The following is a 24,494-nucleotide window of genomic DNA, read 5'->3' on the forward strand; positions in this document are numbered from 1 at the left end:
TTATTTCACCTCGCCGGTCTGAAACGGCACGCGCTGCCACAGGACAAACGGCTCACCCGGCAAAGGTTCGACAAAGAGCGCCGCGTGATCGATAGCGAGCGGTCCGAGCGCAGGCGTTCGCGCCTGCCACCAGGCAACCAGCGTCGCGCGCTCAGCGGCATCGGCGAGAGAATTGGATAGCGTCATGTGAAAACGGAATTCGTCGAAGACGTACGGATAACCCCATTCGATCAGCAATGCGCGTTGCCGTTCACTCAACGGTGCCGCGAGTCGGCGCGCGAGGTCAGCGGCAGACGCCTTCGCGCGCAATCCGTGCAGCGTTTGCAACGCACTTGCTGCAACCTGACGAAACTTCATTTCGCCATCCGACTCGGCCGGGCGCAGTGCGACGAAATCGCCAAGCGTCGCGGCTTCGACCGCTAGCGCGAATGGGCTTTGCGTACTGGCCCATTCGCGCGTCGCGCCCAGCAGATCGTGCTGAGTCACGCCTTCAGCTAGACGGAACGGTGCGACCAGCGTACCGTGCCAGCCGTAGCGACGCGGCGCTTCGGTCAGATCGGCCAGAGGACGCGCCAGGTCTTCCGGTTGTGGCGACACACATCGCTCGCCGCTTTCCGCATCACGCCCCAACCACGCCGACCCCGCCTGCCACCATGCCGACTCGCGCGACGGCGCGTAATACACCGCGAAACGTGCCTCGGCGCCCCATGCCGCGCGGCTCATATGTCTTGCTCCACCAGCAACTGCACACGGTCCGCCGCAAAATGCGTGAAGCCGTATTTGACCGGTGTGCCTTCCAGATCGACGTCGACGTTTTCGACCCACAACACCGGTTGCTGCCGGTTGATATTCAAACGCCGCGCCACTTCCGGCTCAGGCAACACGCTGCCGATACGGCTCCACTTACGGAGATAATCGGTCACGCCCAATTCAGCCAACGCCTTCGTGATGCTGCCGGTGCGCTCCAGGACTTCCGGCAAATTCGGAAAACGCGCGGCCGGATACCAGCTGCGCGCGAACGTCAGCGGCACCCCATCCGATGCATTCAGCGTCTCGATCCGGTAGACCGACGCGCCCGCCCGCAGGCTCAGGGCCTTCGCGACATTCGGCTCGGCCTTCACACGGGAGGCCGACAACATCGTGCCGCCTGCCACGTGATGTTGCTGCCGCAAGTTTTCTGTAAACCGTGTGCGCCGGCCAATCGTGTAGTCGATCGCGCCAGGTTGCACGAACGTGCCCCGCCCCTGCTCGACGCTGACGAGGCCCAATGCGGCCAGACCGAGCATGGCGCGGCGCACGGTATGCCGGTTCACGTCGAAGCGTTTGGCCAGTTCGCCCTCGCTCGGCAAACGGCCTTCTTCGCCAAAACCGCTCGCTGCGATTTCCGCCGCCAGAATCTGCTCGATCTGCCGCCAGACGGCAACGCCCGCGCCGCGTTCGAGCAGCGTGCCCGGCGTCGCGTTGTCGTTCGATGTCATGGTGCTGTCATTCCCTTGGGTTCAAATATTCGCTATGTCATGCATTGTAGTGCGCAAGCCGTGATGGAAATGTGAAACGGCAGATCTGCGCTATAACGCTGGACAAGCATGCCTCCAAACGTCTAGACGTTTAGACGAATAGATGCTTAAATGATCACTCGCTGGATCAACAGGAACTTCGATGAGTGCCACTTCTGCCTCGCCTTCCTCCGCCATGCGGCGCGCATGGATGGCCGTGCTGGCCCGCACGCCGCGCGCCGATCTCGAAGCCGCGCTGCAAGGCGTCCCGCCCCCCGCTTATGACTGGCTGCGGCCACCCGAAATCGGCCTCGCGATGGTGCGCGGCCGCGTCGGCGGCAGCGGCGACCCGTTCAATCTTGGCGAAGCCACCGTCACGCGCGCCACGTTGCGTTTGCGCGTCACGGGTGACGCAACCGCAGCCGTCGGCGTTGCGTGTCATCTGGGCCGCGACCGCCGCCGCGCCGAACTGGCTGCGTTAGCAGATGCGCTGCTGCAAATGCCCGAGCATCACGCCGCCTTGCATCAGCAATTGATCGGGCCGTTTGCCGAACAGCAAGCCGTGCAACGCGCCGAGCGCAGACAGGACGCCGCAGCCACGCGCGTCGAATTCTTCACGATGGTCCGGGGCGACTGATGGAAAACTCACAGATTGCATTGTCCACACTGACACCTGGTTTTGTGGACCCGGTCCACGACACCCAGGCGGTATTCCGCACGCTGCTCGACGCGCTGTCTCGTCCGGGTACGATCGGTGTCGTCGAAAACGGTTTGCCGGAGGTGCGGGCCACCCGCGCCGAACTCGCCGCCTTCGCCGCGCTGCTGACACTGTGTGACTACGCAACGCCCGTATGGCTCGCGCAACCCGATACGGCGCTGGGTTCGGCCCTGCGCTTTCATACCGGCGCGCCGCTCGTCGACGAACCAGGACAGGCCGCCTTCGCCTATATCCACGACGCAAGCGCAATGCCGGCGCTGGACAGCTTTCCGCTCGGTGAAGCGGAGTCCCCTGAGCACTCTGTGACGCTGCTGATCCGCGTCGAAGCGCTGACGGGCGGCACTCCGGTCGTGCTGAGCGGTCCCGGCATTCAGCACACCACAACGATCGCACCGGTCGGCCTGCCCGAGCATTTCTGGCGCGAACGCGCCGCCCTCGCGCCGCTCTTTCCGTGCGGCATCGATTGTTATCTCGTCTGCGGCAGCACGTTGATCGGCCTGCCGCGCACAACTCAAGCGAAGGTGAACTGATGTACGTTGCCGTCAAGGGTGGAGAACGTGCGATCGAAGCGTCGTGGCGTATGCTCGACAAGGCACGCCGCGGCGATACGCGGCTGGCCGAACTCAGCGCCGCGCAGATTCGCGAACAATTGCGCCTCGCCGTCGCGCGAGTCATGACCGAGGGCTCGGTCTACGACGAAGAACTCGCCGCGCTCGCGATCAAACAGGCCGCGGGCGATCTGGTCGAAGCGATCTTTTTGTTGCGTGCCTATCGCACCACGTTGCCGCGTTTCGGCTACACGCAGGCGATCGACACGGAAGCCATGCAGGTGGAACGCCGCATTTCAGCCACGTTCAAGGACGTGCCCGGCGGCCAATTGCTCGGCGCGACTTACGATTACACGCAACGTCTGCTGGATTTCGTGTTGCTCGCCGATGGCGATGGCGATGGCGGAGCCAATGCGACCGCCGCCCCGTCTTCCATCCAAACCGCGCAGTCCGCAGCCGAAGCCATGCCGCGCGTCGTCACCCTGCTCGACCAGGAAGGCTTGATCGAACAGGAACGCCCCACGCCGGAAGCACCGGAACCCGGTGACCTCTCGCGCGAACCGCTCGCGTTTCCCGCGAGCCGCGCCACGCGTTTGCAGAATCTCGCGCGCGGCGACGAAGGCTTCCTGCTCGCCATGGGCTACGCCACCCAACGGGGCTACGCGCATTCGCATCCGTTTGCCGGCGAGATCCGCTTCGGCACGATCGCCGTCGAAATGGAACTCGACGAGTTGGGCGAGACGGTCGAAATCGGCGACATCGATGTGACTGAATGCCAGATGATCAACCAGTTCGCCGGCAGCGGCGACGTGCCGCCTGCTTTCACGCAAGGCTATGGCCTCGCGTTCGGACACTCGGAACGCAAAGCGATGGCGATGGCGCTGGTGGACCGCGCATTGCGCGCTGAAGAACTCGGCGAAACGCTCGCGTCGCCGACGCAGGACATCGAGTTCATGCTCTCGCATAGCGATAACGTCGAGGCGTCCGGCTTCGTTCAGCATCTGAAATTGCCTCACTACGTCGACTTCCAGTCCGAACTCGAACTCGTAAGACGCCTGCGCGCACAACACGGCGCAGAGGATAAAAGTCAGGACAAGGATCAGGATCAGGATCAGCAGGAGCAAGCCGCATGAACGCGCCGGACACATCGCTCACCACTGCGTCGTACGACAGCGCCGCGGACGGCTACAACTTCGCCTACCTCGATGAACAGACCAAGCGCATGCTGCGCCGCGCGTTGCTCAAGGCGGTCGCCGTGCCGGGCTATCAGGTGCCGTTCGGCTCGCGCGAAATGCCCTTGCCGTATGGCTGGGGCACGGGCGGCATTCAGGTGACCGCGGCGATCATCGGCAAGAACGATACGCTGAAGGTCATCGATCAGGGCTCCGACGAAACCACCAACGCGGTCAACATCCGCCGCTTCTTCGCGCGAACCACGGGCGTGGCGACCACGCGCCGCACGATCGAAGCAACGATCGTCCAGACACGCCACCGGATTCCCGAAGCGCCGCTCACCGATAAGCAGATTCTGGTCTATCAGGTGCCGATGCCCGAACCGTTATATCGACTGGAGCCGCGCGTCGCCGAATGCAAGAAGCTGCACGCATTGGCCGATTACGGGTTGATCAGTGTGAAGCTGTACGAGGACATCGTCCATCACGGCAGCATCGCCACCACGTACGACTATCCGGTGATGGTCAACCACCGCTATCTGAGCTCGCCGTCGCCGATTCCAAAGTTCGACAACCCGAAGATGCATATGAACCCCGCGCTGCAATTGTTCGGCGCCGGCCGCGAGCGGCGCATTTACGCCATCCCGCCGTACACCGCCGTGCGCAGTCTCGACTTCGACGATCATCCATTCGAAGTGCAAAAGTGGCAGCACGCGTGTGCGCTGTGCGGATCGACGGAAAGCTTCCTCGACGAAATGATCGTCGACGACGCCGGCAAGCGCATGTTCGTTTGCTCGGATAGCGACTACTGCCATGAACGCCGCGGCGATCAGGACCTCGAGCTGCCGTCTTACGAAGCGCGCAAAGGAGAAACCGCATGACGCCGCTGTTGAGCGCCCGTTCGCTCACCAAACAATATGGCGGCCGCAACGGCTGCAGGAACGTCAGCTTCGATCTGTATCCTGGCGAGGTGCTGTGCATCGTCGGCGAATCCGGCTCGGGCAAGACCACGCTGCTCAATGCACTCGCCCTGAAAACTGAAACCGATCGCGGCTCGCTCCACTACACGGCCACCCATGGCGAAAAACTCGATTTGCTTGCCTTGTCCGAACCGCGCCGGCGTCTGTTGATGCGTACCGAGTGGGGTTTCGTGCAGCAGAATCCGCGCGACGGCCTGCGAAGCGGCGTCTCCGCCGGCGCAAATATCGGCGAGCCGTTGATGGCCGTCGGTGCCCGCCACTACGGCAATATCCGCCACACGGCGACGCAGTGGATGGAGCGCGTCGAACTCGACGCCACACGCATCGACGAATTACCTTCAGCGTTTTCCGGCGGCATGCAGCAGCGTTTGCAAATCGCGCGTAATCTCGTCACCGGTCCACGCCTCGTCTTCATGGACGAGCCGACTGCCGGTCTCGACGTCTCGGTGCAGGCGCGCCTGCTCGATTTGCTGCGCACGTTGACGTCCACACTGCATCTGTCGGTGCTGATCGTGACGCACGATATCGGCGTGGCGCGCCTGCTTGCGCATCGCCTGATGGTCATGCAAGGCGGCGAAGTGGTCGAGGCCGGATTGACGGACCAGGTGCTCGACGATCCGCAGCATCCATACACGCAAACGCTGGTTTCCTCGGTTCTGCCGGTTTGAGGCTCACAATGCGATCCATTGAAACAAGCAAGGAATCACACGCCGCTGAACGCGCGTTCAGCGAGAACGATGCACTGATGCTGCGCGCGGTCGACATTGGCAAGACCTTCACGCTGCACGGCCAGGGCGGCGTGCAGATCGAAGCGCTCGCAGGCGTGTCGCTCGAGGTTGAACGCGGCGAGTGTGTCGTGCTGGTCGGGCCTTCAGGCGCCGGCAAGAGTACGCTGCTGCGCTGTTTGTACGGCAACTACCTGGCCAGTACAGGCTCGATTGCGATTCGCGACGCGGCGGCGGATGACAAGCCGCCGGTGTCGATCACCGGCGCCGAGCCGCACGACGTGTTGCGCCTGCGCCGCGGCGTGGTCGGCTACGTCAGCCAGTTTCTGCGCGTGATTCCGCGCGTGCCGACGCTCACGCTCGTCGCCGAACCGCTCCTGTCACGCGGCGTGGCCGACGACGAAGCCCGTGCGCGTGCGGCTGCCCTGCTGGCGAGGTTGAACGTGCCCGAGCGGCTGTGGTCGTTAGCGCCTGCCACCTTCTCCGGCGGCGAACAGCAGCGCGTGAACATCGCCCGCGGGTTGATCGCCGGGCATCCGCTGCTGCTGCTCGACGAGCCGACAGCCTCGCTCGACGCGGAGAACCGTGACGTGGTCGCCGATCTGATCGTCGAAGCACGCGAGCGTGGCGCGGCGATCGTCGGCATCTTTCACGACGAAGATACCCGCAGCAAGGTCGCCACGCGCCGCCTCGAACTCCAGCCGCCGCTGCGTCACTAATTGACACGAAACGGCACTAAACTGAACCACAGAGCTGAAACATTGAGTCGAAGCACCGGGTCGAAACACTGCGGTGCCCCACTCAAGACAGACTACGGAGCAAGTCGATGTTGATCAAAAACGCTCGCATCGTGACGCGAGACGAAGTATTTACCGGCATGCTACGCATCGAAGACGGGGTGATTCGCGACGTCGAGCGTGGCACGACCTCGGCGCGCGAAGCAGAAGATTGGGACGGCGACTATCTGTTGCCGGGCCTGATCGAACTGCACACGGACAACCTCGAGAAGCATCTGGCGCCGCGGCCGGGCGTGCAATGGAATACCGATGCCGCCTTCGTGATCCACGACGCGCAAGTCGCGGCGGCCGGCATCACCACGGTGTTCGATTCCCTCGCAATCGGTTCGCGCTCGAACGTCGGGCTGCGCGGCCGCGATCTGCAAACGCAATGCGCCGAATCCCTCACGCGCTTCTCCGAACGCAAGCTGCTGCGCGCCGAACACTTTCTGCATCTGCGCTGCGAAATCGCCACCGCCGATGTCGTGGAGGTATTCGATTCGTTGTGCGCGCATCCGTTGCTGCGGCTTGCCTCGGTGATGGACCACACGCCCGGCCAACGTCAATGGCACGACCGCGAACAATGGCGCCGCTTTCAGGAGCGCAACGGCAAGCTGACTGACGAACACGTGGCGACCGCGCTGGCCGAACTGTCCCTGGAACAGGAACGTTACGCCGACGTGCATCGCCACGAGATCGTCGCGCGCTGCAAGCGGCTCGGCATTCCGGTGGCGAGCCATGACGACACGCTGATCGAGCACGTCGAACAGGCCAAGGCCGAAGGCATCGTGCTGGCCGAATTCCCGACCACCCGCATCGCCGCCGAGGCGGCACGCGAGCACGGTATTTCGACCATCATGGGCGCGCCGAATATCGTGCGCGGCGGCTCGCACTCCGGCAACGTGTCGGCCCTCGAACTGGCGCAAGCGGACTTGCTCGATATTCTGTCGTCGGACTACGTGCCGTCCAGTTTGCTGACTGCCGTGTTCGAGTTGGTTCGCAAGGCCGGCTGGACCCTGCCACGCGCCATGGCGACTGTGTCGGCCGAACCGGCCCGCACCGCCGGGTTGCACGACCGCGGTTCCATCGAGCCGGGTTTGCGCGCGGATTTCGTGCGCGTGACGATGCTGGACACGCTGCCGGTGCCGCGCGCGACGTATCGCGCCGGCGCGCGGATCGTTTGACGATGTTTTCAGGCCTCGCTGGGCGTGGGCAGCAACGGTTCTACCGCGGCCCAACGCGTCCAGCCTGGCGTCCTGTCTGGCGCTTCAACGCGCAGCGTGCGGGAACCGTCGCCAAACACGAGCGATTCGATATTGAACGCGCTTGCCTCGGGAACGCCCGCTTCGCGCACGTGTCCGGATTGATAGGTGAAACTGAGATTGCCTTCGCGCAACAAGTCGAGGTAGGTGTCGAAGTCAGCAGTTGAAGAACGTGTGGCCCAACGATTCAGCAGGGTGGCGGCGATTTCGGCGTCGTACATGCTGGTCCTCTCTGGACATAAGCCGTATCCCGACTATAGCTGAAAAACAGGCAGCGTGCTGCATCGCACCATTGCTTGCTCACAACACCTCACTACACTCCTGCCTATGACTGCTCGCGCTTCAAACCATCATTCTCCGCGCATGTCTTGCATCATCTGCGCCTACAACGAGGCGCCCCGCATCGGCACCGTGCTGGCCGTGGCCTGCGCCCATCCTTTGCTCGGCGAGATCATCGTGGTGGACGACGGGTCGACCGACGGCACGGCTGAAATAGTCGAAGGCTTCGCGTCCGTCCGACTGATTCGATGTACGGAAAATCGTGGCAAAAGCGCCGCCATGGCAGCCGGAATCGCCGCGGCGCAAGGTGAGTTGCTCATGCTGCTCGATGCCGATCTGAAAGGGCTGACCATCGAGGGTATCAGCGCACTCGCCACGCCCGTTTTGCAAGGCAAGGCGCAAGTCAGCCTCAGCCTGCGCCAGAACAGCCTGCTGGCGTTTCGCGCGATTGGCCTCGATTTCGTCTCCGGCGAACGGGTCGTCACCAAAGCGCTGCTGAGCGAAGTCTTGCTGGAGGTTCACGGCATGCCGCGCTTCGGGGTCGAGGTGTTCATGAACCGTCGCATCATCGAACGCAACCTGCCCATCGCGGTCACTCACTGGCCACACGTCACTCAGGCACGCAAAACCGAGAAGCTCGGTTACTGGAAAGGCCTGCGCGCGGAATGGCGCATGATCGCCGACCTTTTCAAGGCGGTGTATCCGCTCGCGCTGATTTCACAAACCTTTCAGATGCTTCGCTTGCGGATTGACCACGGCCCACGGGCGAGCTTTGCGGCACGCATGCGCAGAGTGTCCGATAGTCCGCGCTGAAGCGCTGAAGCGCTGATCGAACCTGGCGAACCCGGCGAACCACCCCGCCCCGTTCGCGCCCAGCCTTAAGCGCTCAGTCGGCGGCCGGCAGCGGGTTGCGTCCCCTCGTCGCCAGCGCAACAAAACCTGCCGCCCCCAGCACCAGGGGGCTGTAAAGCGTCGCAAAGCGCCACAGCACCAGCGCTGTCGCGATGCTCGCGCGGGGCACCCAAGTCGCGAATGCGGCCGCGAGCGCGATATCGCCGGTGCCGCCGCCAGCGGGCACACCGGTCCACAACGCGGCATGCAGAGCGACCGCCTGCACGGCCAGCACGAAACCTAACGGCAGACGGTAACCGAGTTCGCGCAAGATAAACCAGAGGGCGCCATAGCGAAGCAACCACTGGAGCGTCGTCAGCAGGCACAACGCGGCAAGCCGCCACTTGGGTCCGGCGACCAGTTCCAGCCATTGCCGGCGAACACTGTGGAAAAACCTGCGCAACCTCGTGCGGCGCGTGTTGAGCCAATGAACGCGCCGGCCTGCGGCGTCCAACGCCGTCGCCACACGCCGACGGTTCATCCAGCAGACACCGGTCAGGCATGCAACGCCGGCCAGCACGCCGAACACGAGCGGCGCACTCTCGCGCGGAACCACTTGCGTCAGCGGCCCGAATGCGAACAACAGGGACACCGGTACGGCGGTCGTGAAGAACGCGAGATCGAGTGCCTGATCCGCACCGACGACCGTCGTCGCGAGCGACCAGGATGCTCCAGCGCGCTGCAGCAGGCCGATGTTGACCCCATAGCCCGCCGCACCCAACGGAGAAGCCAGGAAGGCGAAATCGGTCGCCAGCGTGATGGCGAAAGTGCGCAGGAAACTGACCCGGAGTCCGAGCGCGGTCTGCATCAGTTGTAGCTTGCCGGCCTTTGCCATCGCGCTGACTGCCGCACTCGCGGCCAGCGCGGCGAACACGTAGAGGGAGACCTGACGCAGCCCGCCGAGCGCCGCGTGCGAATTGAGAACGAAAGGCGCGCCGACGGCAAGGCCGACACCGGCAAGCGCCACCAACACTGCCGCTTTACGCGTATGTGATCTGATCAACGAGGGCCTCAGCGAGTACAGCCTGGCCCTGCTTTCTCCGCACGATGCAGCCCGCATGGCGCTGCGTCACACGTGAAATCGAGGCCGTCGGAGGCCTCATGATAATCGGTCGAAGCTGCGTTTTCGTGACTAACGGGCTGACGGCAACTGCCCCCATGCGACCAGTACCTGCTGAATGCTGCGAGCGTAGGCGTCGCGCTCCTTCGGCGACTCCGAGTGGTACGCGCCGATCGCGCGCCAGGTATTACCGTGCTTGACCATCTTCTGCTTCAGCAGCCAGGCGGCCACGTAGACGTTCACACACGGGTCGGTCAACGCGCGGTGCGGGACACCCTCGCGCGCGAGGTCACCGAAATGAATCGAATTGATCTGTGACTGGCCGACGTCGATCGAACCGTTTGCATTCTGATGTATTGCGCTCGGGTTGCCCTTCGATTCGTACCACGCAACGGCACGCAGTATCCACGGGTTGACGCCCTGATAAGCCGCAGCCTCGTTGAAGCAATCGTCGGCCGCATGGGCCGCGCCGCACATCGACAGCCACGCTAGCGCGGTGCAGAAGAGTTTCAAGGACACGATTCATCCTTCCGCTTCATAGCGACAAAGTAGCGACAAAATAGCGGCAAAAGGGGTGAGCTCACGCCGCTGCCGAATTACTTGACCAACGCCTGATCGATCTGCCGTTGCACGGAGTCGAGGTACGTATGCGAAGCATCGGACACGACGAGCCGGACAGCCGGCATCGGCGGCCCCCGGTGTTCCTGCATCTGCATCGGCACACGCGACTTCTTTCGATGCGGCGACGGCTTCACCGGCAAGTCATCATCACTGCCGCTCGACGGCGGCAGCATCGCGAGCGTTGGCAACGGCGGATAAACCTTGTCCGCCGCCGCGGGAAACGCATTGGCCGACTGCAGGATCGTTCCCGGCGGGTCCGCGAAGGCCGGCGTCGCCAGAAGTGTTGCCGCCGCCAGTAAAGACACCCGAACCATCACGATGGCCTCCTTCATTGCACCGTCCTGATCGACACGCTATAGGGCTGACCCAAGCCGGCGGTCCGGTTTTCGAAACTCACCTTCGACATGCGCTGCACGGGGACGCCCTTCCATACCGCCTGGTTCAGGTACGCGAAGTCCTGGCCCAGCGCAGTGACCAGCACGACCGTGGATTGCTGCTGCGCGGCAGCCAGCGCGCCTGCCTTGGCGAGTACGGCGGAGAGCTGCGGGTCATGTGCCCCGAGCGCATCCGGCGGAATCTCGAAGCTGATGACCTCGTTCGGCGCCTTGTCGCTACGTGCCGCATTCTGCGCAGGCATCTGTGCGCATCCGGCCAACGCGAGAACGGCTACCAAAAACCACACCTGTCGCTTCACACCTGTCTCCAGTCAATCCCGTTGCTGTAACGATGTTTTCGGCAAGCCCGCGTCAAAAGTTGATAGGTCGAAAACGCATTGGCGAAAATCAAACAGAGTTACCTCAAGATCCGCGCAAACGATTGCGTCGGCGCTCGACGAAGCGCCGATCGAGGCAAAGTTGCCTCGGGTTTTGGGTGGGTTATTCGTATGATTAATGCGCTCGACAATCGGACCGAGTGGCATCGGGACCTCGCGCAGATGGCTGCGCATCGCCTTCTTATCCGCGCTTCAGGCAGTCGGCTCCGCCTCGTGGCCTTCCGTGGCGCCTTCGCTCGCCGGCTCCCGCTTGCGCGCCTCCAGCACATCCCGGAAGCGTAGATACGCACACCGTCCACCGGATTTGGCCGCATACATCGCCGCGTCGGCGTTGAGGAGCAGCTCCGCCGCCGTCGCACTATCGTCCGGAAACTGGCTGATGCCGATGCTCGCGCCCACCGTCATGCGTTGTCCGTCGATCAGCAGCTCTTCGTTCAGCGCGCCCATGATTCGCGAGGCAATCCCCGGTGCGGCCTCCGCGGACCGCGGCCCCTCGATCAACACGATGAACTCATCACTGCCGAGACGCGCAGCAACATCTGCCGTGCAGAGCACCTGCTTGAGCCGGCGCGCCACCGCGGCGAGCACCTTGTCGCCAATCGCATGGCCGAACTGGTCGTTGATCTGCTTGAAGCGGTCGAGGTCGACGAACAGCACGGCGAGCCCTTCCTCACGCCGCGTCGCTTCCTCGATCGCCGCCTCGAGCTTCTGCATGAACAGCATGCGGTTCGGCAGGCCGGTCAGCCCGTCGTGCGTGGCGAGATGCACGAGCTCACGTTGCTTGTTATGCAGCACATCCATTTGCGACTTGATTTCCCTGCGCAGACGGTCGAAGCAGCGCGCCAGCACGCCGATCTCGTCGGTACGTTTGAGCGGCAGCGTTTCCATCGCGTGCCCGGCGAACAGATGCGTGGCCGCGTACGCCAGAATGTGCAAAGGCTTGGTCAGCGCACGCGCAAACAGAATCGCAAGGAACAGCGCCAACACACTGAAGATCACGACCATGCGAACGATTCTGACACCCAACTGGTTGGCGCCGGACAAGACATGATCGAGCGGCTTGCCGAGGCCGAGCACGATAAAACGGTTGCCCGCGGACGCGCCGAACGGTCTGCGCACGAAAGCAAGCACCTGACCGGCCGCCTGCCGCGGCCGCACGAGTCCATTCAGCAGAATTTCGCTTTCTGACTGATCGAAGAGCGGCTTGGTGGCGCCAAAGCTGTCCTGCATCAGAACGCGGCGGCCCTTGTCGAAGCCGAACGTTTTCGAGGCATCCGGATGGACCAGGAAATCGCCCCATTCGTTGGCGAGATAGACCTGATAGTCGCTCGGCAAATCGCTCTGCAAGCGTTTGAGCAGATCGTCCAGATCGACGTCGATAATCACGACGCCCACCACGGCGCCACTCGCGTCCGCCACGGGTGTGCCGAGCCGCAATGTCGGTTTGCCCTCGGCGGCATGCGTACCGTACTCGTGATTCACCGAAATCGGCGAGGTATAAATGCGCCCGGGCGAGAACGCCAGCGTGTCGAACACATACGCGAACTGGCCTTTTTCCTGCAAGCTGTTCCCTTCGACCCGCACCAGACCGTCCGCATCGCGGTCGAAACGAATCAGTTCGAGTCCGTAGTGCTTGCGGGTAATCAAGCGGATTTGCAGGTACTCGGGGTGGTGAACCATGAAGCTGGCATACACCTGCGCCAGTTGTTCGCGCGGCGCATTCGCGCCAATGCCGTTGTCGGTCTGTGCGATATCCGCCGAAGACGGCATGCTCGCGAGCACCTGCGCATCTGCGCCGACATCGTCGATCGCCCCGGAAACGCGCTGGCCCAGCAGCTCCGTTGAAGTCAGCAGGCTGCGTTCGGCTTCGCTCACCAGCATCGTACGGTTGGCACGATACGCGTAATAACCCGTCGCGCCGGACGCGAGCACGCCGATGCACGCAAACAGAATCGATAGCTTGAATGTCAGGCCGGGGCGCATCATCAGAAAAGCTCCGACCTGTCGCCGGACACGATTCTGTTCCACAGTTCTTCGCGCCGCTGAATATCTTCCACCGGGCCGATCCAGACGATGTGCCCGTTGTCGCTGTTTTCCGCCGGCGCCGTCAACGTGTTGGCAAGCCCCTGGCGTTGCGTCAACAACGCACTGACGTCCGGTTCGAGCATGTAATTGATCCATGCAAGCGCGAGCGCGCGATCCTTGGCGGAACGCGTCATCGACCAGCAGTCCAGCCACGCGAGCGCCCCCTCGTCGGGAATCACGTAGCCCACGTCGGCGCCGGCACGGCGCAACGATTCAACCTGCTGAGTGCCATAGTTACCGAACATCAAGGCAACTTTATGCTGGATGAAGAACGCGGTCGCTTCTTCCGGCAGCGTGTAATAGGTCAGCAGGTTGCGGCGCAGATCGACGAGCTTGTGAGCGACTATGCGCATCTGCCGGGCGTCGAGCTGGAAAGGATGGGGGTATCCCAGCGCCAACGCGGTGAACGAAAAATTATGTTGGGCGCTATTGAAGTCAAGAACCTTGCCACGGTAACGCGGGTTCCACAATTCGCGCATCGAGCGCGGCGCAACGGCAAACTGCTTGCGGTCATAGATCAGCCCCATCGACGAATACGTGAATGGAATGGCGTACACCTTGCCTGCCGAGGTCAGCCCTTCGATCGACGACAGCGCCTGAAACCGTGGCAACTGCTTTTTCGTATTCGGCAAACGGGTCAGATCGAGCGGCGCCAGCAGATTCGCGCGGGTATAGCGCTCGATTTCAGCCGTATTGGCAGCGAGCACATCGAACGGTGGCGTACCCTGGGCATGCATCTGCGCCCATAGCGCCTCGTCGGAATCGACTAATGTGACTTCGACCTTCGCGTGATAGCGTGTTTCGAAAGTCTTAACGACGTCGTCGTCCGCATAACCGGGCCATGCCAATACACGCAGAACTTTGTCGGCGGCCACGACTGGCGCTGACGACAAAAGGCTACAGCATAAAGCGAGATTTATCAGCAGCGTCAAAAAACCGGAAAATCCGCCGTAGCGCAGCGAATTCGCCCGCACCACAGCGGCTGCAATTCGACACTGGAACGATGGTTTGAAACAGCGCATTTCATCTGCCATGGAAATCATGTGCATATACAACACCACTTAGCAGAAGGCCGTTACGACGAGCGCAGACAGTCGCACGGTGTTTAACCGCGGGCGTAGTGCTCGACGACTTTGTTCAGACAGATACCGACGCTACGATGACGAGCGTGCAGAGCCTTGATAATAGCGCCAAGCAAACCATTTTTGGTTACTGCCGCACGTCAATCGAGAAAAACAGCCTGTCAGCCGCGATTCGACAAACGCGCCGACCGGCATTTAACGGTATTTGACGCGAAATCTTTAACTCATCGTCAGGCATTTGAAACAAACCTGATCGCCGTAATAACCAGTGTTAATAATGGCATTCTCAATGCTGGATTTGCAGACACAACGCATTACGCGAAGTATTCGGGCAAAATCCCGCTATTGGCCAGCTTCATTACGGCGCCATTACGACGTCATTACGCGGCGCCAGGCGGTAGACGAAGGCAACCCAATACGCATTGGCGGCGTGGTCGGATCCCCACCACATTCAGGCTCTAGACGCTATCCTCGCGCGCTATCCGGTGTTTCACTAGCTACCCAATCTTTTTGAACTGATAAGCTTTGCGCGCGCTGCTGGCCGCCCCGGCCGGCAGCTTCAACCCAAGCCTGGTCGTGAGTCGCGCCAGGCGTCCCGCAGCGGCACAACCGCATACGGGAGTATTTGAACTACACCGAGGAGTTAAACAGTGAAAAAACTGCTAGCGGCTTTGACGGTTGCTCTGCTTGCCACCGTCTCGATTGGCGCACACGCTAAAGATTGGTCGACTATCCGTTTCGGCGTTGACGCCAGCTACCCTCCGTTTGAGTCCAAGGGCTCGGACGGCAAGCTCGCGGGCTTCGACATCGACCTCGGCAATGAAATCTGCGCGCGCCTGAAGGCCAAGTGCGTGTGGATCGAAAACGACTTTGACGGCATGATCCCGGCGCTGAAGGCGAAGAAGTTCGACGGCGTGCTGTCGTCGATGTCCATGACGCCGCAACGCGCTGAACAGATCGCCTTCTCGTCGAAGCTGTTCAACACGCCGACGCGCCTCGTCACGAAGAAGGGTTCGGGCGTCCTGCCGACCGCCGATTCGCTGAAGGGCAAGGCAGTTGGCGTCGAGCAAGGCACGATCCAGGAAACTTACGCGAAGACGTACTGGGAACCGAAGGGCGCGAAGGTCGTGCCGTATCAGAACCAGGACCAGGTCTACGCAGACTTGCTGTCGGGTCGTCTTGACGCATCGCTGCAGGACGCGGTTGAAGCTGAAATTGGCTTCCTGAAGACGCCGCGCGGCGCGGGCTATGAGTTCGCGGGCAAGGATATCGTCGACGAGAAGATCCTCGGCAACGGCGCGGGCATCGGCATGCGCAAGGAAGACTCCGATCTGAAGGCGAAGGTCGACAAGGCGATTGCCGACATCATCAAGGACGGTACGTACAAGAAGCTCGAGAAGAAGTACTTCGACTTCGACGTGTACGGCGGCTAAGCCAGCCACGCGCGTCTGACGACGCGCTTGCCGGCTTGCAGGCAACGGGCTCCGCACCATGCGGAGCCCGTTTCGTTTGCGGGGCCGCTATGCCGTGCCGCCTCGGCTACGATGGGGCCGAACAGGACTGCACATGTGCCGCGCGTCATCCTGACGACGCCGCATAAAGCCACGCGCCGCGTCATATCGGCTAAGATCGTGCGATAGCGGCGCCGCGAGACAGCCCGCCCATGACCGACCGTGAAACACCCTTTCCTTCTGTAATCAACGACATAGCGCGGCACGGCCCACCTGCCCGCGGATTTGAAAACCATGCAAACCCAAACCCATCCGCTGATTGCCCCAACGCTCGGCACCGCCCGTAATCTGACGAGTTTTCACTATGGTCCTGGCGGCGGGCAGAAGATTTACATCCAGTCGTCGCTGCATGCAGACGAGTTGCCTGGCATGCTGGTCTCGTGGGCGTTGCGCCGCAAGCTCACCGCACTGGAAGCCACCGGCAAGATGCGCGGCGAAGTCGTGATCGTGCCGGTCGCCAATCCGATCGGCCTGAATCAGCATTTTCTTGGCCATCTGACGGGCCGCTTCGAGACCAACAGCGCGCAGAACTTCAACCGCAACTTCTACGAACTGGCGGCGCTGATTCAACCCGGCATCGAAGCGCGTCTGACCGACAACATCGACGCGAACCGCACGGCAATCCGCGCGGCGATGCGTGAGGCACTCAACGCACAACAGCCGGCAACCGAACTCGAATCGCAACGTCTGGCGTTGCAAAAGCTCTCGTATGACGCCGATGTCGTACTCGATCTGCACTGCGACTGGGAAGCCGCGATGCACTTGTACACGAACCCCGATCTGTGGCCGGAAGTCGAGCCGCTCGCCTGCTATCTGGACGCCAAGGCATCGCTGCTGGCGCTGAATTCGGTGGGCAATCCGTTCGACGAAATCCACAGCTTCTGCTGGTCAGATCTGCGCGGCCGTTACGGCGACCGTTTCCCGATTCCGAACGGCTCGATCTCGGTCACGATCGAACTGCGCGGTCAACGCGAAGTGTCGTACGAGTACGCCGAGCGCGACGCCCAGGCGATCATCGAGTACCTGACCGCGCGTGGCGTGATCGACGGCACGCCGGCGCCGCTGCCGGCGCTCGAATTCGCCGCCACGCCTTTGGCCGGCGCCGAGCCGATCGTCGCGCCGATCAGCGGTGTGCTGGTTTACCGCTGCGAAGTCGGCACCTGGGTCGATGTCGGCCATGAGATCGCCGATATCGTCGATCCGTTGACCGATCGCGTCGTGACGCTGAAGAGCAGCGTGGCCGGTGTGCTGTACGCGCGGCATTTGACGCGCTTCGCGACGGCGGGGCTGGAATTCGCGCGCATTGCCGGTGCGAAGGCGTTCAGAAGCGGGTCGTTGCTGAGCAACTAAGCGCTGTTTCCGCAAAGCAAATCGCCCGCTATTTCAGCGGGCGATTGCGTTTACGCGTCTGTTGCGCAAGAACGGAAGACTCAGAACGCAGGAATGATCGCGCCTTTGAACTGCGTGTCGATGTACTTGCGCACTTCATCCGATTCATAAGCCGCGACCAGCTTCTTGACCCACGGCTTGTCGCGATCCTGCGCACGCACGGCGATCAGATTCGCGTACGGACCTTTGAGGTCTTCGATCGCGATCGCGTCTTTCGTCGGCTGCAAGCCGGCCTTGACCGCGTAGTCCGTGTTGATCGACGCCGCGTCGAGGTCGCCGAGCGCGCGCGGCAATTGCGCGGCGTCGAGTTCGACCAGCTTGATCTTCTTCGGATTGTCGGCGACGTCGAGCGGCGTGGCATTGACGCCGTTCGTGCCGACGCCCGGCTTCAGCCTGATCACGCCGTACTTTTGCAACAGCAACAGCGCGCGATTGCCATTCGACGGATCGTTCTGGATGCCGACGTTCGCGCCTTCCGGCAAGTCCTTCAGCGACTTGAACGTCTTCGAATAGAAGCCCATCGGCGAAACGTAGGTCAGGCCGACGTTGACGATCTTGTAGCCGCGCTGCCTGATCTGGCTATCGAGAAACGGCTGGTGTTGGAAACCGTTGGCATCGAGGTCGCCGGCGTCGAGTGCCGCGTTCGGCTGCACGTAGTCGTTGAATTCGATGACCTTCACATTCAGCCCTTCTCGTGCCGCGACCTTGGTCACGACCGACCAGATCTGCGCGTCCGGGCCGCTCATCGTGCCGATCTTGAGTTGTTTATCGTCGGCATGCGCAAACGTTGCCGTCAGCGAAACGGCGGCGATAGCGAGCAGATTCTGGATGATTTTCCGGCGTTGCATGCATTTCCCCACGAGCGGTTTTGATTGATAGGCGCAGATCGTGGCATGCCGCCGCGGCGCCAGAAAACCAATCGTTTTTCACACGCTTATATGCGCGCTCTGGAAAAAGCTTATGAGCGGCGTGCCTCGCGTGATCTCAACCAGCAAAGCTATGTGAGTGTCGCGCCGGCGCGACAGATTACAAAAATAACGAAAGCTGTCACATACCTTACTCTGCGTTCCCTTAAATTTCGGGCCATCGCACGACCTTGCCAAAGAACACGGCGTCGCGATCGCTTAATTTTTAATCGGAGAAAGTCTTGAACAAGAAAGTATTGACCGCCGCTACTCTCGCCGTCTTCGCCAGCGCCGCCCATGCGCAAAGCAGTGTCACGCTGTATGGCCTGATCGATGCCGGTATCAGCTACGTGAACAACTCGAAGACCGCTTCCGGTCACGACAGCCTCGTCAAGTACGACGACGGCGTGGCTCAAGGCAGCCGTTGGGGTCTGCGCGGCACTGAAGACCTCGGTGGCGGCCTGAAGGCACTGTTCGTGTTGGAAAACGGGTTCAACAGCGGCAACGGCACGCTCGGCCAAGGCGGCGCACTGTTCGGCCGTCAAGCGTTTGTCGGTCTGTCGCAGAACAACGTTGGTTCGCTGACGTTCGGTCGCCAGTATTCGTTTTCGACGGATTATCTGGGCGGCAACTACTCGACCGGTGGCCAAACCGTTGCGGGTAACTACGCTTACCACATCAATGACGTCGACCAGCTGACGTCGAGCCGTATCAACAACGCAGTCAAGTTCAGCAGCGCGAATTTCGCGGGCCTGACCTTCGGCGCGATGTACGGTTTCTCGAACCAGGCTGGCGCATTCGCTGGCGCACCGGCAACCGGCACAGTCGCAGCACCGGTCGCAGGTTCGTCGCGCGCGTATAGCCTTGGCGTGAACTACGCGAACGGCCCGTTCGGCGTTGGCGCAGCGTACACGGACATCCGTTACCCGAGCCAGGCAACCCCGGCATTCTCGACGACCATCGCCAACGTGACGACGGGCAGCGTGCGTGATCTGCGCACGTTCGGCGTCGGCGGCCGTTACTCGATCGGCGCAGCTACGCTGTGGGCGTTGTACACGAACACGCGCTTCGCTCCGATCACGGGCAGCTCGACCACGTTCGCTGCGTACGAAGCAGGCGCGAAGTACGCATTCACGCCGGCGCTGACGGCGGGTGCAGGCTACACGTATATGCACCTGAGCGATGCCAACACGGGCCACTGGAGCCAGGCGGACCTGAGCGTCGACTACGCGCTGAGCAAGCGTACGGACGTGTATGCACTGGGTATCTACCAGCTCGCTTCGGGTCAAGTCGGCAAGGGGAACCTGTCGGCACAGATCGGTTCGAGCACGAGCTACTTCAATACGTCGGGCAACGCGGACAACCAACTGGCGTTCCGCGTCGGTATCCGCCACAAGTTCTAAGCATGTCTTGCAGGCAGGGAGCATGCGCTCCCTGTCTCAAGGTTCTGAAAAACGCCCTGCGGGGCGTTTTTCTTTTGGGAGACCGGTTTTCCGGGCACCCGCCAGTCTCCTCGGCCACATCCCCTTTACCGCCCTCTCCCAGGCCGCACTCGCGGCCTGGGCGCATGCGATCCGGCGTCACCGGAGCATGGCCGTCCGGCCCCATGCAAGTGGATCCCAGCGCCATCTTGTATAGACATTAGCGCACGCGTTTCAACGTCTATGGTGTATATACCACCTCGTTGAGCAGCTCACGTTCGGCAAACCAAGCTTGGCCAGTAAGCGCCGAAAACCTACCACAGGCTTACATTCCGCCAATAGCATACGAGAAAACCCCAGTTGCTTCGAATAATATTGAGCGGCTATCTTGTATAGACAAGTTGCGCAGTCCAGCGCGTCATGTACCCTGAATTCGATACGTCTAGACAACCTCGATAGATCGAATACCGGATGCAACGGGGGCTCGAACCCCAACACCCGGTGTCACGAAGTCCCTTTCTGGAGAAGTCATGAAGAAGCTCGCCCTGTGTATCGCGCTCGCAGCCATCGCAACTGGCGCCTACGCAAAAGACTGGTCCACCATCCGCTTCGGGGTCGACGCTAGTTATCCGCCGTTCGAATCGAAGGGTGCCGACGGCAAACTGACCGGTTTCGACATCGATCTCGGCAACCAGATCTGCGCGCGTCTGAAGGCCAAGTGCGTGTGGGTCGAAAACGACTTCGACGGCATGATTCCCGCGCTGAAGGCGAAGAAGTTCGACGGCGTGCTGTCGTCGATGTCGATGACGCCGCAACGCGCCGAACAGGTCGCCTTCTCCGACAAGCTCTTCAACACGCCGACGCGCCTCATTGCGAAGAAAGGCTCGACCCTGCTGCCTACGCCGGAATCGCTGGCCGGCAAGACGATCGGCGTCGAACAAGGCACGATCCAGGAAACCTACGCCAAGACCTATTGGGAGCCGAAGGGCGCCAGGATCGTGCCGTATCAGAACCAGGACCAGGTCTACACCGACCTGCTCTCCGGCCGTCTTGACGGCGCCTTGCAAGACGCAGTGCAAGCCGACATCGGCTTCCTGAATACGCCGCGCGGCGCGGGCTTCCAGTTCGCCGGCAAGGACATCGTCGACGCGAAGATCCTCGGCAACGGCGCCGGCATTGGCATGCGCAAGGACGACGTGGACCTGAAGGAGAAGATCGACAAGGCCATCGCCGACATCATCAAGGACGGCACCTACAAAGCCATCGAGAAGAAGTATTTTGTCTTCGACGTGTACGGCAGCTAAGCGGTAGCTGAGCGCCTTTCGTCGGCCTACCCGCCGTATGCCATGGTTCAGCGTCACGCGTTCCGCCGGCCCGAATCGCCGGCGCCGAACGGGGACGCTGTGCAATCGAGGATAGCAATACATGTTCTTTCACGGTTTTGGCCCGCTTCTCGTTGCGGGCACATGGGAAACAGTCAAGCTGGCTGTGTTGTCGCTGGCTGCCTCGTTCCTGCTGGGTCTCGGCGGCGCTGCGGCGAAGTTGTCGCCGAACCGCGCCCTCTCTCACATCGGCACGCTCTACACGACGCTGATTCGCTCCGTTCCCGATCTCGTGTTGATGCTGTTGCTGTTCTACGGCATTCAGATCCTGCTCAACAATCTGACTGACGCCCTCGGTTTCGATCAGATCGACATCGACCCCTTCGTGGCCGGCGTCATCACACTCGGCTTCATCTACGGCGCGTACTTCACCGAGACGTTCCGGGGCGCCTTTCTCTCCGTTCCGCGCGGACAGCTCGAAGCAGGCTTCGCGTACGGCATGAGTTCGTGGCGCGTGTTTAGCCGCATCATGTTCCCGCAAATGATGCGCTTCGCTCTGCCTGGCATCGGCAACAACTGGCAGGTGCTGGTCAAGGCCACCGCGCTGGTCTCGATCATCGGTCTCGCCGACGTGGTCAAGGCGTCGCAGGACGCGGGCAAGAGCACGCTTGAATTTTTCTTTTTCACGCTGACAGCAGGCGCGATCTATCTGGTGATCACGACGGTATCTAACCTCGTGTTGATCTGGCTGGAAAAACGCTACTCGACAGGTGTCCGGAGGGCCGTACTGTGATCGAACTCGTCAGGCAATACTGGCAAGCCTACCTGTACACCGACGGTTACCGGTACAGCGGCCTTGTCATCACCCTATGGTTGCTGGTCGCGTCGATTGCACTGGGTTTCTGTCTTGCCGTCCCGCTGGCGGTGGCCCGGTCGTCGCGCAACCGCTTCATTTCCGGACCCGTCTGGCTCTATACGTATGTATTCCGCGGCACACCGCTCTACGTGCAGTTGCTGCTTTGCTATACGGGGCTCTACAGCCTTCAGATCGTCCACTCGCACGTCCTGCTCGACACGTTCTTCCGTAGTGCGATGAACTGTACGCTGCTTGCCTTCGCGTTGAACGAATGCGCTTACGCCACGGAGATATTTGCCGGCGCGATCAAATCCACCGCTTATGGCGAAATCGAGGCCGCGCAGGCTTACGGGATGTCCCGATTCAAGCTTTACACCCGGATCATCCTGCCGTCCGCGTTGCGGCGCGCGCTACCCAACTACAGCAACGAGGTCATCCTCATGCTGCACGCGACGACGCTCGCTTTCACGGCCACCGTCCCCGACATCCTGAAGGTGACGCGCGACGTGAACTCGGCAACCTACGCATCCTTCCAGGCCTACAGCATTGCAGCCGTGCTGTACGCCTGCATCGTGTTTGCGCTGGTCTGGGCGTTCCGCAGAATGGAAACACGCTTGCTGGCCTATTTGAAGCCGCAAGGGCATTGAACCTGGCTACCCTCAGCCAAGATGGAGTGTATCGAGATATGTATAAGCTGATTGTCGACGACCTGCACAAGAAGTTCGGTGACAACGAGGTTCTGAAGGGCGTATCGCTCAAGGCGAAGGCCGGCGATGTCATCAGCATCATCGGTTCGAGCGGCTCAGGTAAAAGCACGTTTCTGCGTTGCATTAATTTCCTTGAGCAGCCTTGCGCGGGGCGCATCACCCTCAACGCAGAAGAGATCCAGACCAAGCCGGATAGAAACGGCTCCTTGCGCGTGAGCGATCACAAGCAACTGCAGAAGATGCGCACCAAGTTGTCGATGGTGTTTCAGCACTTCAACCTGTGGGCGCACATGACCGTGCTTGAAAACATCGTCGAAGCGCCCATCAGCGTGTTGGGGTTGAGCCGGGCTGAAGCGGAGACGCGGGCTCGCAAGTACCTGACCAAGGTCGGGCTCAACGCCAGCATGGAAGGCAAGTATCCGTCCCATCTTTCCGGCGGCCAGCAACAGCGCGTGGCCATTGCACGCGCGCTGGCCATGGAGCCCGAAGTCATGCTGTTTGACGAACCCACGTCGGCGCTCGACCCGGAACTGGTTGGTGAGGTCCTGAAAGTGATGCAGGCTCTGGCTGAAGAAGGCCGTACGATGATCGTGGTCACGCACGAGATGGGCTTTGCCCGCAACGTGTCGAATCACGTGGTCTTTCTGCATAAGGGAAAGATCGAAGAAGAAGGCCATCCTCAAGACGTTCTGGTCAACCCGAAAAGCGAACGCTTAGGCCAGTTTCTTACCGGCAGCCTGAAATAACGTTGCAGCTCGGGGGCCTGAAGTGCCCCCGGCGTTTCCACCGGCTGAATCCATGCAAACCAGAACGTATCCACTCATTTCCCGGACACTCGGTACCGAACGCCACCTGACCAGTTTTCACTATGGCCCGACTGGCGGCCAGAAGATTTACATTCAGTCGTCGCTGCACGCCGACGAGCTGCCGGGCATGCTCGTCGCCTGGCGTCTGCGCCAGCATCTGGCTGCCCTTGAAGCGGCAGGCAAGCTACGCGGCGAAGTGGTCGTCGTGCCGGTTTCGAATCCGATCGGTCTCAATCAGCACCTGCTCGGCGCTCATCTCGGTCGCTTTGAAACGCATACGGCGCAAAACTTCAACCGTCACTTTTACGATCTGACGGCCTTGGTGATGCCGCGCGTCGAAGGACGCCTGACGGGCGACATCGACGCAAACCGCGTTGCCGTGCGCGCCGCCATGGCTGAAGCACTCGACGAGCAGACACCCGTCACCGAACTCGATTCGCAACGGCTCGCGCTGCAAAAGCTCTCTTACGATGCCGATGTCGTGCTCGATCTGCATTGCGATCTGAATGCGTTGATGCATCTGTACACCAATCCGGATACCTGGGAAGACGTCGAACCCCTCGCGCGTTATATCGGCGCCAAAGCGTCGCTGTTGACGCTGAACGCGGCCGGCAATCCATTCGATGAAATTCACAGCTTCTGCTGGTCCAATCTGCGCGCGCGTTACGGCAAGCAGCATCCGATTCCCAATGGCGGCATCTCGGTCACGGTGGAACTGCGCGGTCAGTGCGACGTTTCATACGAGTTCGCTGAACAGGACGCTCAGGCGATCCTCAACTATTTAAGCTATCGCGGCGTCATCGACGCTGAAGCCGCGCCGTTGCCCGCCCTGCTGTTCCCCGCCACACCGTTCGCGGGTTCGGAATCGATCGTGGCGCCCGTGAGCGGCGTGCTCGTGTTTCGCGCGGAAGCGGGGACCTGGATCGAAGCGGGCCAGCCGATCGCAGACATCGTCGATCCGCTCATGGATCAGGTCACGACGTTGACCGCGACGACCACCGGCGTGCTTTACGCACGTCATTTACTTGGGTTTGCGTCGGCCGGTTTGGCGGTTGCTCAAGTCGCTGGCGCGACTGCGTTCAGAACGGGCGCCCTGCTACTGGATTGAGT

The 24,494-nt window shown here is 61.5% G+C and carries 27 protein-coding genes; 16 read left to right on the top strand and 11 right to left on the bottom strand.

What is annotated here, in order from left to right; genetic code table 11:
* Both GNZ12_RS27745 and phnF read right to left on the bottom strand, forming a co-directional pair.
* Entirely contained in the window at positions 1-723 is a 723-nt protein-coding gene (locus GNZ12_RS27745; RefSeq protein WP_172315382.1) for a DUF1045 domain-containing protein, read from the bottom strand.
* On the bottom strand, positions 720-1,478 hold the full coding sequence (phnF, locus tag GNZ12_RS27750) for a phosphonate metabolism transcriptional regulator PhnF (protein ID WP_172315383.1): 759 nt from the start codon (positions 1,476-1,478) through the stop codon (positions 720-722). The genes GNZ12_RS27745 and phnF overlap by 4 nt, the downstream gene beginning before the upstream one ends.
* Positions 1,479-1,659: 181 nt before the next feature.
* Between phnF and phnG the strand changes: the two genes are divergently transcribed.
* From phnG to GNZ12_RS27785, 7 genes are all read left to right on the top strand, one after another.
* Entirely contained in the window at positions 1,660-2,133 is a 474-nt protein-coding gene (phnG, locus tag GNZ12_RS27755) for a phosphonate C-P lyase system protein PhnG (RefSeq protein WP_172315384.1), read from the top strand.
* Complete coding sequence (gene phnH, locus GNZ12_RS27760) at positions 2,133-2,744, top strand: phosphonate C-P lyase system protein PhnH (protein WP_172315385.1); 612 nt, start codon at positions 2,133-2,135, stop codon at positions 2,742-2,744. Before phnG ends, phnH begins: the two co-directional genes overlap by 1 nt.
* Positions 2,744-3,895, top strand: a complete 1,152-nt coding sequence (locus GNZ12_RS27765) for a carbon-phosphorus lyase complex subunit PhnI (protein ID WP_172315386.1) — start codon at positions 2,744-2,746, stop codon at positions 3,893-3,895. Before phnH ends, GNZ12_RS27765 begins: the two co-directional genes overlap by 1 nt.
* Positions 3,892-4,815, top strand: coding sequence for an alpha-D-ribose 1-methylphosphonate 5-phosphate C-P-lyase PhnJ (locus GNZ12_RS27770; RefSeq protein ID WP_172315387.1), 924 nt, complete (start codon positions 3,892-3,894; stop codon positions 4,813-4,815). The genes GNZ12_RS27765 and GNZ12_RS27770 overlap by 4 nt, the downstream gene beginning before the upstream one ends.
* Positions 4,812-5,582 carry a phosphonate C-P lyase system protein PhnK gene (gene phnK, locus GNZ12_RS27775; protein WP_172315388.1) on the top strand — a complete coding sequence of 257 codons (771 nt, stop codon included), beginning with the start codon at positions 4,812-4,814 and terminating at the stop codon, positions 5,580-5,582. Before GNZ12_RS27770 ends, phnK begins: the two co-directional genes overlap by 4 nt.
* Before the next feature lie 8 nt (positions 5,583-5,590).
* Positions 5,591-6,358 (top strand): phosphonate C-P lyase system protein PhnL, encoded by a 768-nt coding sequence (phnL, locus tag GNZ12_RS27780; RefSeq protein ID WP_172315389.1) that lies wholly within the window; start codon positions 5,591-5,593, stop codon positions 6,356-6,358.
* Between the two features lie 107 nt (positions 6,359-6,465).
* Positions 6,466-7,599, top strand: a complete 1,134-nt coding sequence (locus GNZ12_RS27785) for an alpha-D-ribose 1-methylphosphonate 5-triphosphate diphosphatase (RefSeq protein WP_172315390.1) — start codon at positions 6,466-6,468, stop codon at positions 7,597-7,599.
* Positions 7,600-7,607: 8 nt separating this feature from the next.
* On the opposite strand, the gene GNZ12_RS27790 is transcribed toward GNZ12_RS27785, so the two are convergent.
* Positions 7,608-7,898 (bottom strand): hypothetical protein, encoded by a 291-nt coding sequence (locus tag GNZ12_RS27790; protein WP_172315391.1) that lies wholly within the window; start codon positions 7,896-7,898, stop codon positions 7,608-7,610.
* A 142-nt stretch (positions 7,899-8,040) separates the two neighbouring features.
* Here GNZ12_RS27790 and GNZ12_RS27795 point away from each other — a divergent pair, with 142 nt between their 5' ends.
* Positions 8,041-8,769 carry a glycosyltransferase family 2 protein gene (locus GNZ12_RS27795; RefSeq protein WP_172315392.1) on the top strand — a complete coding sequence of 243 codons (729 nt, stop codon included), beginning with the start codon at positions 8,041-8,043 and terminating at the stop codon, positions 8,767-8,769.
* Between the two features lie 73 nt (positions 8,770-8,842).
* Here GNZ12_RS27795 and GNZ12_RS27800 read toward each other — a convergent pair whose 3' ends face one another.
* From GNZ12_RS27800 to GNZ12_RS27830, 7 genes are all read right to left on the bottom strand, one after another.
* Complete coding sequence (locus GNZ12_RS27800) at positions 8,843-9,850, bottom strand: lysylphosphatidylglycerol synthase transmembrane domain-containing protein (RefSeq protein WP_172315393.1); 1,008 nt, start codon at positions 9,848-9,850, stop codon at positions 8,843-8,845.
* Positions 9,851-9,979: 129 nt separating this feature from the next.
* Complete coding sequence (locus GNZ12_RS27805) at positions 9,980-10,384, bottom strand: lytic transglycosylase domain-containing protein (protein ID WP_172315438.1); 405 nt, start codon at positions 10,382-10,384, stop codon at positions 9,980-9,982.
* A 119-nt stretch (positions 10,385-10,503) separates the two neighbouring features.
* On the bottom strand, positions 10,504-10,860 hold the full coding sequence (locus GNZ12_RS27810; protein ID WP_216673388.1) for a hypothetical protein: 357 nt from the start codon (positions 10,858-10,860) through the stop codon (positions 10,504-10,506).
* Positions 10,857-11,165 carry a hypothetical protein gene (locus GNZ12_RS27815; RefSeq protein WP_235993911.1) on the bottom strand — a complete coding sequence of 103 codons (309 nt, stop codon included), beginning with the start codon at positions 11,163-11,165 and terminating at the stop codon, positions 10,857-10,859. Before GNZ12_RS27815 ends, GNZ12_RS27810 begins: the two co-directional genes overlap by 4 nt.
* A 69-nt stretch (positions 11,166-11,234) precedes the next feature.
* Positions 11,235-11,474 carry a hypothetical protein gene (locus GNZ12_RS27820; RefSeq protein ID WP_172315394.1) on the bottom strand — a complete coding sequence of 80 codons (240 nt, stop codon included), beginning with the start codon at positions 11,472-11,474 and terminating at the stop codon, positions 11,235-11,237.
* An 18-nt stretch (positions 11,475-11,492) separates the two neighbouring features.
* Entirely contained in the window at positions 11,493-13,286 is a 1,794-nt protein-coding gene (locus GNZ12_RS27825) for a diguanylate cyclase domain-containing protein (protein WP_172315395.1), read from the bottom strand.
* Complete coding sequence (locus tag GNZ12_RS27830) at positions 13,286-14,434, bottom strand: ABC transporter substrate-binding protein (RefSeq protein ID WP_172315396.1); 1,149 nt, start codon at positions 14,432-14,434, stop codon at positions 13,286-13,288. The genes GNZ12_RS27825 and GNZ12_RS27830 overlap by 1 nt, the downstream gene beginning before the upstream one ends.
* A gap of 683 nt (positions 14,435-15,117) precedes the next feature.
* Here GNZ12_RS27830 and GNZ12_RS27835 point away from each other — a divergent pair.
* Together GNZ12_RS27835 and GNZ12_RS27840 are read left to right on the top strand one after the other, a co-directional pair.
* Positions 15,118-15,900 (top strand): ABC transporter substrate-binding protein, encoded by a 783-nt coding sequence (locus GNZ12_RS27835; protein WP_172315397.1) that lies wholly within the window; start codon positions 15,118-15,120, stop codon positions 15,898-15,900.
* A gap of 312 nt (positions 15,901-16,212) precedes the next feature.
* Positions 16,213-17,328 (top strand): succinylglutamate desuccinylase/aspartoacylase family protein, encoded by a 1,116-nt coding sequence (locus GNZ12_RS27840; RefSeq protein WP_172315398.1) that lies wholly within the window; start codon positions 16,213-16,215, stop codon positions 17,326-17,328.
* An 80-nt stretch (positions 17,329-17,408) separates the two neighbouring features.
* Here GNZ12_RS27840 and GNZ12_RS27845 read toward each other — a convergent pair whose 3' ends face one another.
* Positions 17,409-18,215: a MetQ/NlpA family ABC transporter substrate-binding protein gene (locus GNZ12_RS27845; RefSeq protein ID WP_172315399.1), complete on the bottom strand. Its 807-nt coding sequence runs from the start codon at positions 18,213-18,215 to the stop codon at positions 17,409-17,411.
* Positions 18,216-18,514: 299 nt separating this feature from the next.
* Here GNZ12_RS27845 and GNZ12_RS27850 point away from each other — a divergent pair, with 299 nt between their 5' ends.
* From GNZ12_RS27850 to GNZ12_RS27875, 6 genes are all read left to right on the top strand, one after another.
* A complete protein-coding gene (locus GNZ12_RS27850) occupies positions 18,515-19,675 on the top strand; it encodes a porin (protein WP_172315400.1) in 1,161 nt (386 codons plus the stop codon).
* A gap of 548 nt (positions 19,676-20,223) precedes the next feature.
* The gene (locus GNZ12_RS27855) at positions 20,224-20,997 is read left to right on the top strand and encodes an ABC transporter substrate-binding protein (protein ID WP_172315401.1); all 774 of its coding nucleotides are present in this window, start codon (positions 20,224-20,226) and stop codon (positions 20,995-20,997) included.
* A gap of 121 nt (positions 20,998-21,118) precedes the next feature.
* The gene (locus GNZ12_RS27860) at positions 21,119-21,808 is read left to right on the top strand and encodes an ABC transporter permease (RefSeq protein ID WP_172315402.1); all 690 of its coding nucleotides are present in this window, start codon (positions 21,119-21,121) and stop codon (positions 21,806-21,808) included.
* The gene (locus tag GNZ12_RS27865; protein ID WP_172315403.1) at positions 21,805-22,518 is read left to right on the top strand and encodes an ABC transporter permease; all 714 of its coding nucleotides are present in this window, start codon (positions 21,805-21,807) and stop codon (positions 22,516-22,518) included. The genes GNZ12_RS27860 and GNZ12_RS27865 overlap by 4 nt, the downstream gene beginning before the upstream one ends.
* A 38-nt stretch (positions 22,519-22,556) precedes the next feature.
* Positions 22,557-23,324 (top strand): ABC transporter ATP-binding protein, encoded by a 768-nt coding sequence (locus GNZ12_RS27870; protein ID WP_172315404.1) that lies wholly within the window; start codon positions 22,557-22,559, stop codon positions 23,322-23,324.
* Between the two features lie 52 nt (positions 23,325-23,376).
* Positions 23,377-24,492 carry a succinylglutamate desuccinylase/aspartoacylase family protein gene (locus GNZ12_RS27875; RefSeq protein WP_172315405.1) on the top strand — a complete coding sequence of 372 codons (1,116 nt, stop codon included), beginning with the start codon at positions 23,377-23,379 and terminating at the stop codon, positions 24,490-24,492.
* Positions 24,493-24,494 lie beyond the last annotated feature (2 nt).

It is taken from the genome of Paraburkholderia solitsugae (assembly GCF_013177695.1).
GTDB classification, from domain to species: Bacteria; Pseudomonadota; Gammaproteobacteria; order Burkholderiales; family Burkholderiaceae; genus Paraburkholderia; species Paraburkholderia solitsugae.